We start from the raw sequence: 16385 nt of genomic DNA on the forward strand, positions 1-16385 counted from the left end.
GCTCGGACTGCGGGGTGTAGCCGATGTGGGCCATGACGGGGATGCCGGCGTCGACAAGCGCGCGGATGGTCGGGGCGATCTCCACCCCGCCCTCGATCTTCACGGCGGCGACACCGGTGGACTTCATGAACCGGACGGCCGTCTCCAGTGCCTGGGTGGGGGAGGCCTCATAGGTACCGAAGGGCAGGTCGGTGACCACGAAGGCGCGGGAGGTGGCGCGGGCGACGGCCCGGGCCATCGTCATCATCTCCTCCGCCGTGATCGACAGGGTGGAGTCCTGCCCCAGGACCACGTTCGCCGCGGAATCACCGACGAGCAGCAGGTCGATGCCGGCCTCGTCGAAGATCGCGGCCGTCGGGGCGTCATAGGCGGTGAGGCAGGAGATCTTCCGTCCCTCGGCCTTGGCCTGGGCGAAATGGCGGGTACGCATCCGGGAAACCATGGATTCAGAGTATAGGACCCGGCCTGCCGCGCTAGGCACTCTGGATCGTGGCCAGCACCTTGAGGGGTTCGCGCAGCAGCGGGTCGAGGGCCACGGCGCGGGCGATGGCGCGGACGACCTCCCGGTGCGTGGGGATGAGGCGGAGGTGGATGTCGGGGACCCGGCTGCGCACCGTCGCCGCGAAGAGCTTCGGGGCGGCCGGATCATCGATGAAGGCCGAGCCGGCCAGCACCACCGTGGCGGGGGAGTGCTTATCGACGAGGTCTGCGGTGAGATGGCCCAGATCGCGGGCGCGGGTGTCCAGGAGTGCGCGGGCCGCGGGATCGGCGGCGGCCTGCACCAGCGTGGACCAGCGGTCGCCGAGGACGGCGGCGGTGGTGAGGTCGCGGGCGTCGGCGGGCAGATCCACCTGGGAGACGCCGAGGTCATCGGCGACGGCGGCGCCGATGGAGTCATCGGCGAACAGCGCCATGGTGTCGCTGGTGTCGGTGCCGGTGGGCAGATCGGAGGTCTGGATCTCCGACCCCAGGATCGCGGGCACGGCGGCGGAGACCACCACTGGCACGGAGAACTGGTAGCGCAGGCGACCGGCGACATCGACCCCCCGCCAGCCGAGGTTGGGGGCGTCGACAATGCCGTCGCCGGTGACGCGGCCGGAGGTGGTCACCCCGACGGAGGCCAGCGGGCGATCGAGCCCGACGGTGAGGCGGTTGAGCCCGGCCATGACGTGTTCGATGAAATCGGATTCGCTCAGCTCGGCGACGGGGGTGGGAACGTCGGCGTCGCGGATGGTCCGGCCGCGGGAGTCGAAGAGCCCGATGTAGGTGGTCGACGTGCCGACGGCGATGCCGGCGTGCAGGGCGGAGTGGTTGGTCAGCTCCAGGGGGATGGTCGGGCGGCCGCGGCCCTGGGACCGGGTGAGGTCGGTGCGCTCGTGGATGAGGCCGGCGCCGATGAGCGCGGTGATGGCCCGGGTGATGGTGGGCTGGGACAGGCCGGTGGCCCCGACGAGTTCACCGCGGGTGACGATCTGGTGCAGCCGCGCAAGGTGGAGACACTTCGCCGCCGGGGTGCGCGGACGAGAGAAGACGGTGGCCATGCAGGCATGATACCTACATTCAGACTGTGCTGTCTAATTTTGTGGACAGATCAGTCTGTAGGGGGGTCGGTGTCCTTCGTCGTCGGTCCCGGCCGGAGATAGGTGGTGAACGACGGCACGAACAGGGCGCACACCACCGTGCCCACCACCACGAGCACACCGCCCAGCATCGTCGCCAGCCCGACCCCCAGCGGCGCGGCAGCCCATCCGTGCAGGACATCCGCCAGACGGGGCCCGCCCACCACGACCACGATGTACACGCCCTGGATACGCCCCTGGACGTGCTCGGCGGCCGACTGCTGGAGGATCGCCGTGCGTAACGCCGCGGAGAACATGTCCGCCGCCCCGCCGAGGACGAGCATGAGGATGACCATCCACGCCCACCACGTCACCGCGCCGGGGCTGAGCATGACGGCCCCGCCGGCGATGATCACCGCCACCCCCCACGCGATGATGCACACGATGACCGCCAGGCCCTGCCGCACCACCCGCGACACCCACCCGGAGAGCAGGCCGCCGAGTACCGCGCCCGCCGCCATCGAGGAGTACAGCAGCGCCAGCATCATGCCACCGCCCCCGTCGCCGCTCTCGCCGAAACTTTCCGCCGCGATCTCGGGGTAGAGGGCACGCGGCATGCCGAAGGTCATGGCGATGAGGTCGAGCAGCATCGCCACCAGGAGAATGGGCTGGGTCCACAGGTAGGACAGGCCGTCCACGACGGAGCGGAAACCGGCCTTCTGTGCCTGCCCGCTCGGCGGGAGCGGGGGCAGTGCCAGCACCGCCCCCAGCGTGGGGATGAGCAGCGCGGCGTCGAGGGCGTAGAGCCAGGAGAAGCCGATAAGGGGGATGAGGGCCCCGGCGATGAGCGGGCCGACGATCGCCCCGAACTGCATGAGCATCATGTTGAGGCTCGAACCCGCCGGCAACTGCTCCAGCGGCAGGATCGACCGGAATACCGCCGTACGGGTGGGCTGGTTGACCGCGAAGAACGCCTGCTGCAGTGCGAACACGCTCAACAGCCACCACACGTTGGTGTTGCCGCTGACGCTCAGTCCCCAGAAGGCAATGGCTGTGAGGATCATGCCCAGCGTCGAGGCGATGAGCACCTTGCGTTTGTCGAAACCGTCTGCGATCGACCCGCCGTACAGCCCGAAGAACACCAACGGCACCAGCCCGAACAGGCCCGTGAGTCCGACGTAGGCGGAGGATCCGGTGATGGCGTAGATCTGCACCGGCACGGCGACGACGGTGAGCTGGGCGCCGATGGTGGTGGCGATGTTGGCGGTCCACAGGCGTCGATACGCAGGAACCTGCAGGGGCCGGGTGTCGGCGAAAATGTCGCGGAAGCTCACGGATGTAGATACTACGAGCTGGCCGGGAGGGCTTCCGGGGGTGGGCCGTGGTTGTCCTTGTCAACCGGCCTGGGGTGGGGCACACTGATCAGTGACCCACCTCACAATCAGGAGGACGCCATGTCCACCCCATCCCCCGACGCCCACGACCACGACACGCATCAGAACCATCCGCACGAGCACGGACCCGGCTGCGGGCACGAGGCCGTTGACCACGGCGATCATGTCGACTATCTCCACGACGGTCACCGCCACGCCAAGCACGAGGACCACTGGGACGAGCACTAATCCAGCGTCAGTCCCATGACCAGCTGCGGCAGCCCCTGCGCGGCCGTCGTCCGCCAGGACACGTCGGCGATGCGGGACAGCTCCGTCGGCTCGGGCGAGATCTCCAGGATCTGCGCCCCGTGCTGTTTCGCCAGCATCGGCAGCCCGGCGGCCGGCTGGACGACCCCGGAGGTGCCCACGACCACGACCAGATCGGCGGCCATCATCCGGGCCTCCGCGCGCCCCCACGCATCCTGCGGAAGCATCTCCCCGAACCACACCACCCCGGGGCGCACGAGGTTGCCGCACAGCGGGCACTCGGGCGGGCTCAAGCGGGCGACCGGCTCGGCGGGGTAGTCGATCTGCCCCTTCCACGGCCGGGAACAGATGGTGCAGCGGTAGGCGAAGAGCGAACCGTGCAGGTGCACCACGTCCTCAACACCCCCGCGTTCGTGCAGGTTGTCGATGTTCTGCGTGGTCACCCCCACGTGTGCCCCGCCGAGTGAGGCCCAGTCGGCGATCGCCCGGTGTCCGGGGTTGGGCTCCGCGCCGCGGCAGACGGTGCCGCGCCACAGGTACCAGGCCCACATGGGTTCCGGATCCCTCGCCCAGGAGTCCACGGACGCGAACGCCACCGGGTCCACCTTCGTCCACAGGCCGGTCTGGGCGTCGCGGAAGGTGTCCAGGCCGGACTCGGCGGACATCCCGGCGCCGGTGAAGATCTCCACGCGCTGCGCCCCGCGGGCCAGGTCGAGTGCGGCAGCAAACTGATCGGTAGCCATGCGCCCCACGCTACCGGCGATAGAATCGGCGGACATGGGACTGACCTTCCGCCCGATGACCGTCGATGACCATGAGCTGCGCCGTGCCGCCACCGTCGACAACACCCGCGGGGACGAGTACCGCGAGTTCGATCCCACGCGTGGCGACGCCGGATTCATCGCGCTTGCCGACGACCACCCCGTCGGCCTCATCCAGGCCACCTTCATCCGCGGGTGGGGTTTCGTCGCGGCGGACATCCCGGAGATCACGCTCCACGTCGCCGAGGGGTACCGCGGGCAGGGGATCGGCGCCCGGCTCCTCGAGGAGCTCAAAGCACACGCCCGCGTCCACGGATGGCCGGGCCTGAGCCTATCGGTGGAGGAGGCCACCCCGGCCCGCCGCCTCTACGAGCGCGCGGGGTTCATCGACCGCGCGGCCGCCGGCACGATGCTGCTCAACCTCTCCGCCCGCATCACCTCCGTCGCCGTCTACTGCGGCTCCTCCCATGGCACGCGCCCGGAGTACACCACCGCCGCCCGCGAGCTCGGCCACGAACTCGCCCGCCGCCACCTCACCCTCGTCTACGGCGGCGGGGCAGTGGGGCTGATGGGAGTGGTGGCGGATGCGTGCGTCGATAAGCAGGGTGCGGTGACCGGTGTCATCCCGCGCCAGCTCGTGGACCGCGAGCTGGCGCACCCCGGGCTGACCAGGCTCGAGATCGTGGAGACGATGGCCCAGCGCAAGACGCGCATGGAGCAGCTCGCCGACGCCTTCATCGCGCTGCCCGGTGGTGCCGGCACCCTGGAGGAACTCTTCGAGGTGCTCACCATGCAGCAGCTCGGCCATATCCGCGGGCCCGTGGCGCTGTGCAACACGGAAGGTTTCTGGGATCCGCAGATCGCCATGCTGCACCGCGCCGTCGACGAGGGGTTCCTGCGCGCCAAGTACGTCGACTGCCTCGTGGTCGCCGATACACCCGCTGACGTGCTGGAAGCCTTCACCACCTGGGAGGCGCCCGGCCGAAAATGGGACTGACAGTGCCCACGGCGGTAGACTGGCCTGTCATGAGTTCTGATACCAGTCGCTCGCCTTCGCTTCTCGACGCGTCGTGCGAGGGATTCGTCTATGACCTGGCAGTTCTTTCCCCGACCGATGCCACCGCGTGGGGCATTCCCGGCTTCGACGGAGAGCTGCAGGACTTTTCCCCCGCCTACTGGGAGGCCGTCGCCGACCGCACCCGGGAGATGATCGCCGACGTCGACGCCTTCGACGACGGCACCGACGACTCCGACGACGAGGATGACTTCGACGAGGTCGACTACGTCACCGCCGCCGTCCTCCGCGACCGCCTATGCCTGGAGCTCGACCTCCACCACCACGGGGAGAACCTGGCACTGCTCAACAATGTCGAGTCACCGGTGCAGACGATCCGCGACACCCTGCTCATCATGCCGACCGACACCCCCGAGCAGATCGACGCCCTCCGCTCCCGCCTGTCCAAGGTCCCCGCCGCGCTGGCCGGCTACCGCGAATCGCTGGCCGAGGCCGCCGGGCACGGCCAGGTCGCCTCCATCCGCCAGGTCGACGAGCTGTACTCCCAGTGCCAGGACCTCGTCGAATCCCCCTCTCTGCTCGACAGCATCGGTCTGGACAAGGATGTCGCCGAGGTCGAGACCGCCAAGCAGGCCTTCTCCGACATGGCCGACTGGCTCTCCGAGCACCTGGCCACCCACGCGCCGAAGGGCGATGCCGTCGGCCGCGAGCGCTACCAGCGTTTCTCCCACCTGCACGTCGGCGACACCGTCGACCTCGACGAGGCCTACACCTGGGGTCTGGAGCGCCTCCACGAGATCGACGCCGAACAGCAGGCCATCGCCCGGCAGCTCTACGACACCGATGACGTCCGTCAGTCCTTCCGCAAGCTCAACGACGAGCCGGCGTACACCCTCCACGGCACCGACGAACTACTCGAGTGGATGCAGAAGACCGCCGACAACGCCGTCACCGCACTGCACGGCACCGCCTTCGACATCCCCGAGCCGGTGCGCACCATCGAGTGCCGCATCGACCCGGCCGGCACCGGCGGCATCTTCTACACCCCGCCGTCCGACGACTTCTCCCGCCCGGGCCGCATGTGGTGGTCCGTGCCCTCCGGCCAGGAGACGTTCCACACCTGGCAGGAACTGAGCACCGTCTTCCACGAGGGTGTGCCGGGCCATCACCTGCAGATCGGCCAGACGCTGGTGTCCAACCTCAACCTGTGGCGCCGCGTCGCCTGCTGGAACTCCGGCCACGGCGAGGGCTGGGCCCTCTACGCCGAGCAGCTCATGGAGGAGCTCGGGTACCACGAGGATCCCGCCACCCGCATGGGGCTTCTCGACGCCCAGCGCCTCCGCGCCGCCCGCCTCGTCCTCGACATCGGCGTCCACCTGGGCAAGAAGGTCCCGGAGGGCACCATGACCTGGGACGCCACCTACGCCAAGGCCTTCCTGCGGGAGAACACCGCCATGGACGAGGCCATCCTGCGTTTCGAGCTCAACCGCTGCCTCGGCTGGCCCGGCCAGGCCCCGGCCTACGCCCTCGGCCAGCGCCTCTGGCAGCAGACGCGTGACGACGCCGTCGCCCAGGGCATGACCGTGCCGGAGTTCCACTCCCGCGCGCTGTCCCTGGGATCGATCCCGATGTCGATCCTGCGGGAGCAGCTGCTGGACTAGACGGAGGGCCGGGAGCTCACCGGGACTGTCACTTCTGGCTGACATGAAACCTCGGTATCCGTCGCTTCCTGGGACTTTGCCGATCCGTTGTCAGCCAGAAGTGACAGCGGTTTGGCATTCAGGACCGCAGAGTGCCGTGCCACGTCCACGGGGCGGCCACCTCGCAGGCCAGGGGCTCCGGAGGGTCGCCGCCGTTGAGGCGCCAGGTGATGGTGTCCATGATCTGTTCGACCACCTTGTCCCCGTGCCGGTAGACGCATTCGCCGGTGTAGCGCAGGACCAGCCAGCCGCGCCGGGCTCCGTCATTGGCCTTCCAGCGGTCGATGATGAAGGTGCGTTCGTTCGCGCCGTCGGCCGTTGCCGCGTGAAAGCGGAAGCTGTCCAGTTCGATGAGGATCTTCGCGGCGGGGATGGCGTAATCCCAGTGGTAGTGGCCGAGGGGGAAGTTCTGCACGAGGGTGACGCCGCGGGCTTTGAGCGCCCGGCCCAGGGTGCGCTCGGACTTACTGTCTGAGGCGATGGAGGACGCGTCGAGGGCGGTGCGCAGCGCCCGGGGAATTGTGCCCAGTTGTTCCAGGTCAAACGCCAGATCACCGTTGCCCTCCCGACCTGCATAGTGCCGTTCGAGGAAATCCCGTGCGGCGCGCGGATCGTCGGCGAGAAGATCGTGGACGGCGGCGGCGGGGACGACGACCCGGTGGCCGTTGACCTGCCGACAGGGCAACGTGCGCACCTGCCGGACGGTGAGGAGCTCGGTGCTGCGGTGGCTGTGGGGCCTCTGTACCAGCCCGTGGAGTGGTGGCGCCACCGGCGTGCCGTCGTAGATGGCCCGGGCGGTCGGCCCGCTGAAGACCAGGTGTGGCCTGTTCACGGCGAGGGCACGCAGCAGCTGCTCCCCCGTGGCGGGTTCGGTGCAGAAGACGCCGTGTTCGACGCGGTGGAGGCGCCCCTCTCGCATCATGGCGTCCCGTTGCCGACGCCCGATACCCAGCTCCGCCAGTTGCGCGGCGGACAAGACAGTGCCCATGATCTACCCCCTGGCGGTCACCATAGGGCACACCTAGAATCGGCGCATGACGAACTTCATGCTCTCCGTCCATCACGCCCCCGGGGCGCAGCCGTACGCCTCCGAAGAGGACATGCAGGCCGCGTTCGAGGAGGTCAGCGCCTTCAACGAGCGGATCGCGGACCGGATCGTGTACGTCAACGCCCTGCTTGACGACGCCACCGTGGTCACCCCCGACTCCGTCTCCACCGGCCCCGCCCACGAGGGTGCGCAGCTGGGCGGGTTCTGGATCATCAAGGCCGCGGACCGGGCGGACGCGGAGCGTATCGCCGCGGAGGCCTCCGCGGCGTGCGGGCAGCCCATCGAGGTCCGGCAGCTGGAGGGCTGATGGCCGGCTTCACCGTGGTGCGCAGCGAGGAGCGCGATCGCTGGCGGGACGCGGCCGTCGATTCGCGGCAGTCTTTTCCGGCCACCGGAAACTTCGACCTGGAGGCCAACGCCTTCGGCCTGCTGCTCGTGCACAATGACGACACCGTCTCGCCCGGCGAGGGTTTTGACATGCACTTCCACAAGGACGTGGAGATCGTCACCTGGGTCATCGAGGGCGCGGTCCACCACCGTGATTCCGGATCCGAGGGCATCACGGAGGTCCGCGCGGGGATGGCCCAGCACATCTCCGCCGGCTCCGGGGTGCGGCACTCGGAGGTCAACGCCGGTGGCTACACCAGCGGTCGCCGCCTGCGGGTGGTGCAGTCGTGGCTGCCGGCGGACGTGCCCGGCACCGCTCCCTCGCACGCCAGCCACGATTTCTCCGACCGCCGGGGCCTCACGCAGGTCGCGGGCCCCGATTCGCCGCTGCCGTTGGGCACCGCCGGCGCGGCCATGTACGTCGCCCGGGCGCCCGTCACCATCCCCGTCGCGGCTTTCGTCCATCTCTACGTCATCGAGGGGCGTATCGACGCCGCCGGCCACCCTCTCGAGTCGGGCGATGTCCTGCGCGCCACCGATGCGGAAGACGTCGAGGTGCGCGGCGAGGGAGAGATACTGGTGTGGGTGATGGAACGGGGCGTCGATAAGCCCTAGCGGAGGAAACGGGGCAGATACCCGGCGACGACGAGCAACGTGAGCAGGCGGATGAGCTGGATGGCCACGACCGCCGGGCCGGCGCCGCCTTCGGAGGACAGGGCGAGGACGGTCTCCAGCGCGCCGGGGCTGGTGGCCAGGTAGGCCTCGAAGTAGGTGATGTCCAGCCACCGGGCCAGGGGGAAGGCTGTGGCGGCGCACGCGGCGATGACGACGACGATGAATGTCAGTGTCGCGGGTAGCTGGCGCGCGAAGACGCGGAGGGCGGGCACGGACAGCGCGCCACCGCACAGCCAGCCGATCGCCAGGAACGCGGCGATGCGGAAGGGCTCCGGCGGGAGGAAGGACAGCTGCGGCAGCGCCAGGCCGAGGCCGACGGTGATGAGCAGCGGGCCGAGCACGCTGGGCACCGGCAGGCGGATGAGGCGGCCGACGTCCTCGCCGAAGAAGGCGATCGCCGCGATGCCGAGGATGAGCCACCACGGCTGTGCGCCGGTGGCCTCGACGAAGGTGTGGCCCGGGTGGTGGAACAGGGCGGTGACCAGCGGCAGGGAGATGGAGACGGCGAGCAGGCGCAGGTACTGGGCCAGGGCGACGAAGCGGTAATCGGCACCGAGTTCCTTTGCCAGCACCGGCAGGATCGACGCCCCGCCCGCGAGCATGGAGAGGATGCCGGTCTCGCGCGAGATCTCCGCCTCCCGACGCGCCAGCAGCAACCCGCCGCCGATACCGATACCCAGTGTCACCAGCGCCACCAGCAGCCCCGGGACAAGTAGGCCGCCGAGCGTGGCCAGCGGGATGCCCACCAGCGGCAGGCCGGCGAGCATGCCGATGACCCCGCGCCCGAAGCGGTAGACACCGGTATGGACCTCCAGCTCCCGGCCCGTGCCCAGGGCCATCGCACCCGAGGCGATGATCGCCGCGAGGATCCACGCCGCCGGCACCTGCCACCAGGTGAACAGCCAGCCCAGGGCCACCGATGCCGGCGCCACCACCGCCCAGCGCCACATCAGCGCCCCCGCAGCAGGAAGCGCAGGATCTGCGGCAGCCACCCGGCGATGAGCAGCACGCCCAGCAGGCGGATGAGCTGGATCGCCACCACGGCCGGTCCGGCCCCGCCCTCGGAGGACAGGGCCAGGGCGGTCTCGATCGCGCCGGGGCTGGTGGCCAGGTAGGCCTCGAAGTAGGTGATGCCCACCCAGTGCATGATGGGAACGGCCAGCAGGGCGCACACCACGGACAGCCCGACGATGAACACCATCGTGGCGGGGAGTTGGCGGGCGAACAGACGCAGGGCCGGCAGGGACAGGGCACCGCCGCACATCCAGCCGACCACCAGGAAGGCGAAGACGCGGAAGAACTCCGGGGGCTGGAGGGACCACTCGGTGGGTAGGGTCAGCGCCAGCATCACCGTGATGGCCAGCGGCCCGAAGATGCCCGGCGACGGCAGACGCAGGAGCTTGCCCAGATCCATGCCGAAGAAGGCGATGAGCAGGACGACGGGGAACATCCACCAGTTCACCACCGGTGGGGCCGCACCACCTGCCGCCGGCATGGCGAAGAAGGCGGTGACCAGCGGCAGTGTCATCGACACCGCGAGCAGTCGCAGGTACTGGGACAGTGCGACGTAGCGGTAATCGGCACCCAGCTCCTTCGCCAGCATCGGCATGACCGAGGAGCCGCCCGCCAGCATGGACAGCACGCCCGTCTCGCGGGAGATCTCCGGCTCGGCGCGGGCCAGGAGCAGGCCGCCGCCGATGCCGGCGGCGACGATAACCAGTGCCACCACCAGTCCCGGGGCCAGGTAGCCGGCCAGCTCACCGAGGGCCACACCGGCCAGCGGCAGCCCGGCGAGCATGCCGATCGTGCCGCGGCCCACCCGGTTGACGTAGCGGTTGAGCGGCAGCTCCACCCCGCTGAGCAGGGCGGAGGCGCCGGAGGCGAGGATGCCCGCCAGGATCCACCCGGCGGGGACGTTCCACCAGGCGAACAGCCACCCGAGGGCAACGGAGGCGGGGGCGACGATAAGCCACCGCACGGCCACGTTCTCGGACTTCATACCTCCGACCTTACGGCGGAGGTCACCTCACCTCAGTGGTTGACCGGCCCGACGAAACCGGGGGAGATGTGCACGCCCTGCCCGGGTTCGAGTCCGATGGTGGCCACATTGGGCTCGCGCAGGTCCACCACGGCGTTGCCGACCTTGTACATCGCGCCGTGTTCCAGGGTCTCCAGGCCGCGGGCATCGGGGGCCACGTCGATGCTGGTGGTCACCTCCGCCGGGGAGATGGTGTACATGACGCGGTTGGAGCCCTCCTCGTCCCAGTGGGCCTGGAAGTTGGCGTAGCAGTCGGCGATGCGCCCGTCGTCACGCCCGATCTCACACTGGAGGGTGTGCTCGTTGTTGAGCGGGAGAATGAAGCGGCCGGTGGCCCGCTCTGCGGCGTAGGGGCTGCCGTGGGCGTTGCCGGCCGGGGGCAGCCCGGCCTGCGAATCCAGCGGCGGGTTGGAGAAGTCGATGACCGGCACCTGTCCGCGCAGGTCATCCGGGGTGGAGTAGGAGAGCAGCTCCAGGTGGCCGTTCTCCAGTGAGTAGGTCTCCTCGGAGGTCCGCGGGGCCTGGTTGTGCTGCCACGTGATCATGGCGGCGTTGTCCTCCAGGCGCTGAACATTGTCCACGCCCGCGTACAGAGGCGGCTGGTAGTTGCCCACCACCTGCTCGCCGCTGAACAGCACGACCGTGCCGGCCGGGCGGGCGTTGTCGCCGTTGATGTCGCCGATGGTGCCGTCGAGAAGCACCCAGCTGAAGTCGCGGCAGGAGTCGTAGGCGTTCTCCTGGATCTGGAAGTGGAAGTACTCGGAGGTGCTGGTGAGGATGCGGTTGGTGCGCAGGTGCCCGCCGAAATCGCTGTCGGCGAGGTCGCCGGGGGTGCAGTCGGACGCTGCGGTGGTGGTAGTGGTGGCCGGGGTGGTGGGTTCCGGCGCGGCGGTGCTGGTGACGGTGGCCGGTGCCTCGCTGGTGGGGGGTGCGGCGCTATTGTCGGCGGGAGAGCACGCGACAACGGTGGTCGCCAGGACGGCGACGATGGAGATCGTGTGGGAACGCATTGTGACCTTCCTCTCGTTGTTCTCTTACCTTATAGATCGTATAGGTTCTCCGAGTGTTACCGGGAGGGTGCATGGAACTGGAGCTGACCGGTTGGGCCGTACTGGTGGTCGGCGCGCTGATCGCCGGCTGGATCGACGCCGTCATCGGCGGCGGCGGCCTGGTGCTCATTCCGCTGCTCCTGGCGGTGGTCCCCGGGCTTGCCCCGGCCACGGCCCTGGGCACGAACAAGCTGGTGAGCATCTCGGGCACCACCTCCGCGGCATGGACGCTGGTCCGCCGCGTCCGCCCGCGCGTCAACCCCTGGTATGTGGTGCTGGGGCTGGTGTGTTCCGGCGCGGGTGCCCTGTCCGCCGCGCTTATCGACGCCACCATCCTCCGCCCCTTCATCATCATCCTCCTGCTGGCCGTGGGCACCTTCGTGGCGCTGCGCCCGCAGTTCGGCACCGAGGCCGGCGGCGGGGTGGTCGGCCGGTGGCGTCGCTGGCTGGTCCTGCTGCTCGTGGGTGTCATCGCCTTCTATGACGGCATCTTCGGCCCCGGCACCGGCATGTTCCTCATCATGGCCTTCACGGCGGTGCTCTCCCAGGACTTCCTGCGTTCCGCGGCGCTGGCGAAGGTGGTCAACTCCGCCACCAACCTGGGCGCGTTGCTGGTGTTCGCGTTCGGCGGGCACGTCTGGTGGCAGCTGGGCCTGGTCCTGGCGGTGGCCAACATCGTCGGCGCCCAGCTGGGTGCCCGCACGGTGCTCGGCGGCGGGGCGCGCCTGGTGCGCGGGGCGTTGCTGGTCGTCGTCGTGGTGATGAGTACCTATCTGGCGTGGCAGCAGTTCGCCTGACCCACCTCCACCGGGTGGAGGCTACATCCGCTTCTTCGTCCGCGCGGTAGCCGGCGCGGTCCACGGATCCTCCGGCCACGGGTGCTTGGGGTAGCGCCCCCGCATCTCCGCCCGGACCTGCGCGTAGGGCCCGGACCAGAAGCTGGCCAGGTCATCGGTGACGGCCAGCGGCCGCCCGGCGGGGGAGAGCAGGTGGAAGAGCACCGGCGCCCCCGCCAGCACCGGTGAGGCGTCCAGCCCGAAACACTCCTGCAGTTTCACGCTCACCACCGGCCGGCCGCTGGAGTAGTCCACCCGGTGCCGGCTCCCGCTGGGTACCGGCAGCCGTTCCGGCGCCAGTTCCTCCAGCCGCGTCGCTTCCGGCCACGGCAGCAGGCGCTGCAGCGCGGGGTACATGTCGAGTGTGCTTATCGACGCTCCCCGCGCCACCGCCTCCAGCTCCGGACCGAGCCACAGCCGGGGGTCCGTTTCGTTGACGTCCGGCCAGGGCTCGCCGAGCTGTTGATGCAGGTAGGCGAGGCGATCGCGGAGTCCCTGCGCGGCCGTCGACAAGCGGAACATGCCCAGGCCCTCCTTCTCCACGGTGGCAGCCAACGCTGCGGCGGCCTGTTCCGGAGGCACCTGTACCGGGGTGGAGGAGAGCTCGATGGCGCCGAGGCGCAGGACCTTCCGGCCGCGGACGCGGTTGTCCACCACGCTGGCGGTGATGTCTTCCGAGACCCCGACGACCTCGCGGGCCTGCGCCTCCGTCAGGCGGGCGGCGGCGCGGATCGTGGCCCCGGCGCGCCCCTCCCGGGAGGTGCCGCCGCTGCGGGTCACCTCGGCGACGGCCAGCCACTGAGCACCCGTGAGCCCCAGATCGCCGGGAAGCACGGCACGGGTGCCGCTGGCCAGCAGATACTCCTCACCCACGCGCCGGGCCACGCGCCCCGGAAACGCCAGCGCGGTGATGACACCCGGATCGGACTCCCCGGAACCACCCTTCACCAGCCTTTCCAGCCGTGTCACCTCGCGGGCCGAGGGCTGGGCGCGCGCGATGTCCCCGCGCGGGGAATCGGACAGGACGGCCACCGCCCGTGCCGCCGACGGCCCGCATTCCACCAGTGCGCGGCCCAGGCGCGGATCCACCGGCAACGAGGCCAGCTGGCGCCCCAGGTCGGTGGCCTCTCCCTCCGCCCCCACCGCCCCGATGCCGCGCAGCACCGTCTCGGCGGAGTCGAGGGCGGGGGAGGGAGGGGCGTCGGCAAGCGGGAGACCGATGCCGCGGGGCGTGCCCCACACCGCCATGGTCAGGGCGGCCTGCGTGAGGTCGCTGGTGGCGATCTCCGGGGTGATGTGCGGGCGGAACTGCTGGTAGTCGGCCTGCGAATAGGCGCGGATCACCCGGCCGGGGCCCTCGCGACCCGCGCGACCGGCGCGCTGATCCACCGTCGATTGCGCCGCGGAGACGGTGACCAGGCCGGTCATGTCGCGGGTCGCATCGCGGCGCGGCACGCGGGAGAGCCCCGAATCGACGACCACGCGCACACCGGGGACGGTGAGCGAGGACTCGGCGATGGAGGTCGCGACGATGACCCGTGCCTGACCGCTCAGCGCCGCATCCTGCTCGCGGGCGTCGAGTTGACCGTGCAGGGGCACTGCGCCCGGGATCCGGTCGACCAGGTAGGACACCTCGCGCACGCCCGGCACGAAGACCAGCACACCGGCGCTGTGACCCTGGGCCAGCGAAGCCAGGTGATCGAGGAACTCACGTGTGTTGCCCGCCCGCCCCGGGTGCGGCGCATAGTCGATGGTCAGGGGGTGGGTGACGGCCGGGGTGTCGAGAACGGGTGCGTCCATGAGGCGTGCGAACTTATCGACGTCCAGCGTCGCCGACATGGCCACCACCGCCAGATCCTCCCGCAGCTCCGCGAGCTCCAGCAGCATGCCCAGCACCAGATCGGTGTCCAGCTGCCGCTCGTGGACCTCATCGACGGCCACGGCGCTGATCCCCTCGAGCTCGGGATCGGCCATGAGGCGGCGCAGCAGCACACCCGGGGTCATGAACTCCACCAGGTCACCCGGATGATGCTCCCCGCGCACCGAGAATCCCACGCGTTCGCCGATGCGGGATCCGTCGAGATGCGCCAACCGTCGCGCCGCCGCCCGCACGGCCACCCGCCGCGGGGCGGTGACCAGCACCTTTCCCCGGGTGTGGTTGGCCAGCGCGGGCGGGACCAGCGTCGTCTTGCCGGTGCCGGGCGGCGCCTGCACGACGAGGGTGCGCTCCAGGAGGTCGGGCAGCCGGTGGATCGTGTCGGCGACGGGCAGACCGGCACCGATCCGGGCGAGGTCAAACATTCTGGCCGGTCACGGGAACGCCGTCGGGAAGCTCGGTGCGCTCCAGTTCGCTCTCGCCCAGGGTGCGGACGACGCGGGCCGGCGAGCCGAGCGCGAGCGAATCATCGGGAACGTCCCTGGTGACCAGGGCGCCGGCGCCGATCACACAGCGATCCCCGATGGTCACTCCGGGCATGACGATGACCCCGGCGCCGAACCAGCAGTCCTCGCCGACGGTGATCGGGCGGGCCTGCTCCCAGCCGCCGCGGCGCATCTCCACATCGTGGAGCGGATGGCCGACGGTGATGAACTGGCACCCCGGCCCCACCAGCGTGCGGGCGCCGAAGGTGATGTCGGCGACGTCGAGAAGCACCGTGTTCACGTTGAGGAAACACCCCTCGCCGAAGGAGACGTGCCCGTACTCGAGGAACAACGGGGTGAACACCTCCGGCACGTGCGGGCTCTCCCGCATGATCTGCCGCAGGAGATCCTCATCCCCGGCCGCATTGAACTCGCGCAGCAGCCGCGCGACCTCATCGTGCCGCGCCGCCACCTCCTCCGAGGCCGGGAGATACCAGCGTCCCGCCCGCAGGTCCGCCAGCGTGCTGTAGGTTGTGGGATCAAAGTTCATGTTCGCCATTGTCCCAGGATCCACGATGCTTTTCGACGTCCCCCGCACCGCCACCCGCATCCGCCCCGGTGTGGCACACGTCCCCGGGTTCCTCACCCTGCCGGAGCAGGCCGGTCTGGTGTCGCAGGCCCGTGAGCTGGCACGGTCGGTGGCCGGGACCCCAGTGGCGATGGCCCGGCCCGTCATCGGGTCCGGCCAGATGAGTGTGCACACCCTCTCGCTGGGGAGGTTCTGGTCGGCCAACCCGTACCGCTATGTGGACTCAGTGGGCGGCGTCGCCCCCGCCGAGATACCGGCACCTTGGCAGGACCTGGCGGGGCGGGCCCTGGCGGCGGCGACGTCGGTCGCCCCTGAACTGGCCACCGGGGACTTCCGGGCGGAGGCCACCCTGGTCAACTTTTACCCGCCCGGTTCCTCCATGGGCCTGCACATCGACGCCAACGAGGCCTCCGAGGCACCGGTCATCTCCCTGTCCATCGGGGAGGAGGCCCTGTTCCGCATCGGCGACACCCGCACCCGCCCCTGGGACGAGGTGACCCTCATGTCCGGTGACCTCGTCGTCTTCGGCGGTCCGGCGCGTCGGGCCTATCACGGGGTGCCCGTAGTCCGAGCGGGAACGGCACCGGAAGGGTGCGGGCTCGGCGAGGGGCGGTTGAACATCACCTTCCGGCAGGTGGACCCCCCTGCAAGAGATTACGCATAGACCATTCCCGAACAGGGATTCTGCAGGGCGGATTCAGGCTGTGATTGCACCGTTGATGATGTC

Annotated in this window: 16 protein-coding genes and 1 pseudogene; 7 read left to right on the forward strand and 10 right to left on the reverse strand. The window is 70.0% G+C overall.

The genetic code is table 11. From position 1 onward, the window contains the following. The 3 genes from Q4F73_RS07470 to Q4F73_RS07480 all read right to left on the reverse strand — a co-directional run. Window positions 1-442, reverse strand: a 442-nt coding sequence (locus tag Q4F73_RS07470; protein ID WP_303358732.1) for a 3-methyl-2-oxobutanoate hydroxymethyltransferase, incomplete at its 3' end; no start/stop codon positions are given. A gap of 31 nt (window positions 443-473) precedes the next feature. After that, a complete protein-coding gene (locus tag Q4F73_RS07475; protein WP_303358733.1) occupies window positions 474-1541 on the reverse strand; it encodes an ROK family protein in 1068 nt (355 codons plus the stop codon). A 50-nt stretch (window positions 1542-1591) separates the two neighbouring features. Further along, window positions 1592-2893 (reverse strand): MFS transporter, encoded by a 1302-nt coding sequence (locus Q4F73_RS07480; protein ID WP_303358734.1) that lies wholly within the window; start codon window positions 2891-2893, stop codon window positions 1592-1594. Between the two features lie 147 nt (window positions 2894-3040). Here Q4F73_RS07480 and Q4F73_RS07485 point away from each other — a divergent pair. Then, window positions 3041-3181, forward strand: a pseudogene (locus tag Q4F73_RS07485) (zinc transporter permease); the annotation flags it as partial. On the opposite strand, the gene Q4F73_RS07490 reads toward Q4F73_RS07485, so the two are convergent. After that, a complete protein-coding gene (locus tag Q4F73_RS07490; protein ID WP_303358735.1) occupies window positions 3178-3942 on the reverse strand; it encodes an NAD-dependent deacylase in 765 nt (254 codons plus the stop codon). The pseudogene Q4F73_RS07485 and the gene Q4F73_RS07490 overlap by 4 nt on opposite strands. Window positions 3943-3976: 34 nt before the next feature. Here Q4F73_RS07490 and Q4F73_RS07495 point away from each other — a divergent pair, with 34 nt between their 5' ends. Further along, on the forward strand, window positions 3977-4957 hold the full coding sequence (locus Q4F73_RS07495) for a TIGR00730 family Rossman fold protein (protein WP_303358736.1): 981 nt from the start codon (window positions 3977-3979) through the stop codon (window positions 4955-4957). A gap of 29 nt (window positions 4958-4986) precedes the next feature. Beyond that, complete coding sequence (locus Q4F73_RS07500) at window positions 4987-6636, forward strand: DUF885 domain-containing protein (RefSeq protein ID WP_303358737.1); 1650 nt, start codon at window positions 4987-4989, stop codon at window positions 6634-6636. Between the two features lie 118 nt (window positions 6637-6754). Here the strand turns inward: Q4F73_RS07500 and Q4F73_RS07505 are convergent, their stop codons facing one another. Continuing rightward, entirely contained in the window at window positions 6755-7663 is a 909-nt protein-coding gene (locus tag Q4F73_RS07505) for a DUF559 domain-containing protein (RefSeq protein WP_303358738.1), read from the reverse strand. Between the two features lie 46 nt (window positions 7664-7709). Here Q4F73_RS07505 and Q4F73_RS07510 point away from each other — a divergent pair, with 46 nt between their 5' ends. Next, on the forward strand, window positions 7710-8030 hold the full coding sequence (locus tag Q4F73_RS07510) for a YciI family protein (protein WP_303358739.1): 321 nt from the start codon (window positions 7710-7712) through the stop codon (window positions 8028-8030). After that, window positions 8030-8725, forward strand: a complete 696-nt coding sequence (locus Q4F73_RS07515) for a pirin family protein (RefSeq protein ID WP_303358740.1) — start codon at window positions 8030-8032, stop codon at window positions 8723-8725. Before Q4F73_RS07510 ends, Q4F73_RS07515 begins: the two co-directional genes overlap by 1 nt. On the opposite strand, the gene Q4F73_RS07520 is transcribed toward Q4F73_RS07515, so the two are convergent. Genes Q4F73_RS07520 through Q4F73_RS07530 form a run of 3 tightly spaced genes read right to left on the reverse strand, consistent with a single transcriptional unit; the run spans window position 8722 to window position 11833 of the window. After that, on the reverse strand, window positions 8722-9735 hold the full coding sequence (locus tag Q4F73_RS07520) for an AbrB family transcriptional regulator (protein WP_303358747.1): 1014 nt from the start codon (window positions 9733-9735) through the stop codon (window positions 8722-8724). The genes Q4F73_RS07515 and Q4F73_RS07520 overlap by 4 nt on opposite strands. Continuing rightward, a complete protein-coding gene (locus tag Q4F73_RS07525; protein WP_303358741.1) occupies window positions 9735-10784 on the reverse strand; it encodes an AbrB family transcriptional regulator in 1050 nt (349 codons plus the stop codon). Before Q4F73_RS07525 ends, Q4F73_RS07520 begins: the two co-directional genes overlap by 1 nt. Before the next feature lie 32 nt (window positions 10785-10816). Further along, window positions 10817-11833 carry a hypothetical protein gene (locus tag Q4F73_RS07530; protein WP_303358742.1) on the reverse strand — a complete coding sequence of 339 codons (1017 nt, stop codon included), beginning with the start codon at window positions 11831-11833 and terminating at the stop codon, window positions 10817-10819. A 71-nt stretch (window positions 11834-11904) separates the two neighbouring features. On the opposite strand from Q4F73_RS07530, the gene Q4F73_RS07535 reads away from it, so the two are divergent. Further along, the gene (locus tag Q4F73_RS07535) at window positions 11905-12669 is read left to right on the forward strand and encodes a TSUP family transporter (RefSeq protein ID WP_303358743.1); all 765 of its coding nucleotides are present in this window, start codon (window positions 11905-11907) and stop codon (window positions 12667-12669) included. A gap of 21 nt (window positions 12670-12690) precedes the next feature. Here the strand turns inward: Q4F73_RS07535 and Q4F73_RS07540 are convergent, their stop codons facing one another. Together Q4F73_RS07540 and Q4F73_RS07545 are read right to left on the reverse strand one after the other, a co-directional pair. Further along, window positions 12691-15009, reverse strand: coding sequence for an ATP-dependent RNA helicase (locus Q4F73_RS07540; protein WP_303358744.1), 2319 nt, complete (start codon window positions 15007-15009; stop codon window positions 12691-12693). Then, window positions 15002-15619: a sugar O-acetyltransferase gene (locus Q4F73_RS07545; protein ID WP_303358745.1), complete on the reverse strand. Its 618-nt coding sequence runs from the start codon at window positions 15617-15619 to the stop codon at window positions 15002-15004. The genes Q4F73_RS07540 and Q4F73_RS07545 overlap by 8 nt, the downstream gene beginning before the upstream one ends. On the opposite strand from Q4F73_RS07545, the gene Q4F73_RS07550 reads away from it, so the two are divergent. Beyond that, complete coding sequence (locus tag Q4F73_RS07550; protein ID WP_303358746.1) at window positions 15618-16322, forward strand: alpha-ketoglutarate-dependent dioxygenase AlkB; 705 nt, start codon at window positions 15618-15620, stop codon at window positions 16320-16322. The genes Q4F73_RS07545 and Q4F73_RS07550 overlap by 2 nt on opposite strands. Window positions 16323-16385 lie beyond the last annotated feature (63 nt).

It is taken from the genome of Corynebacterium sp., assembly GCF_030535495.1.
Lineage (GTDB): Bacteria > Actinomycetota > Actinomycetes > Mycobacteriales > Mycobacteriaceae > Corynebacterium.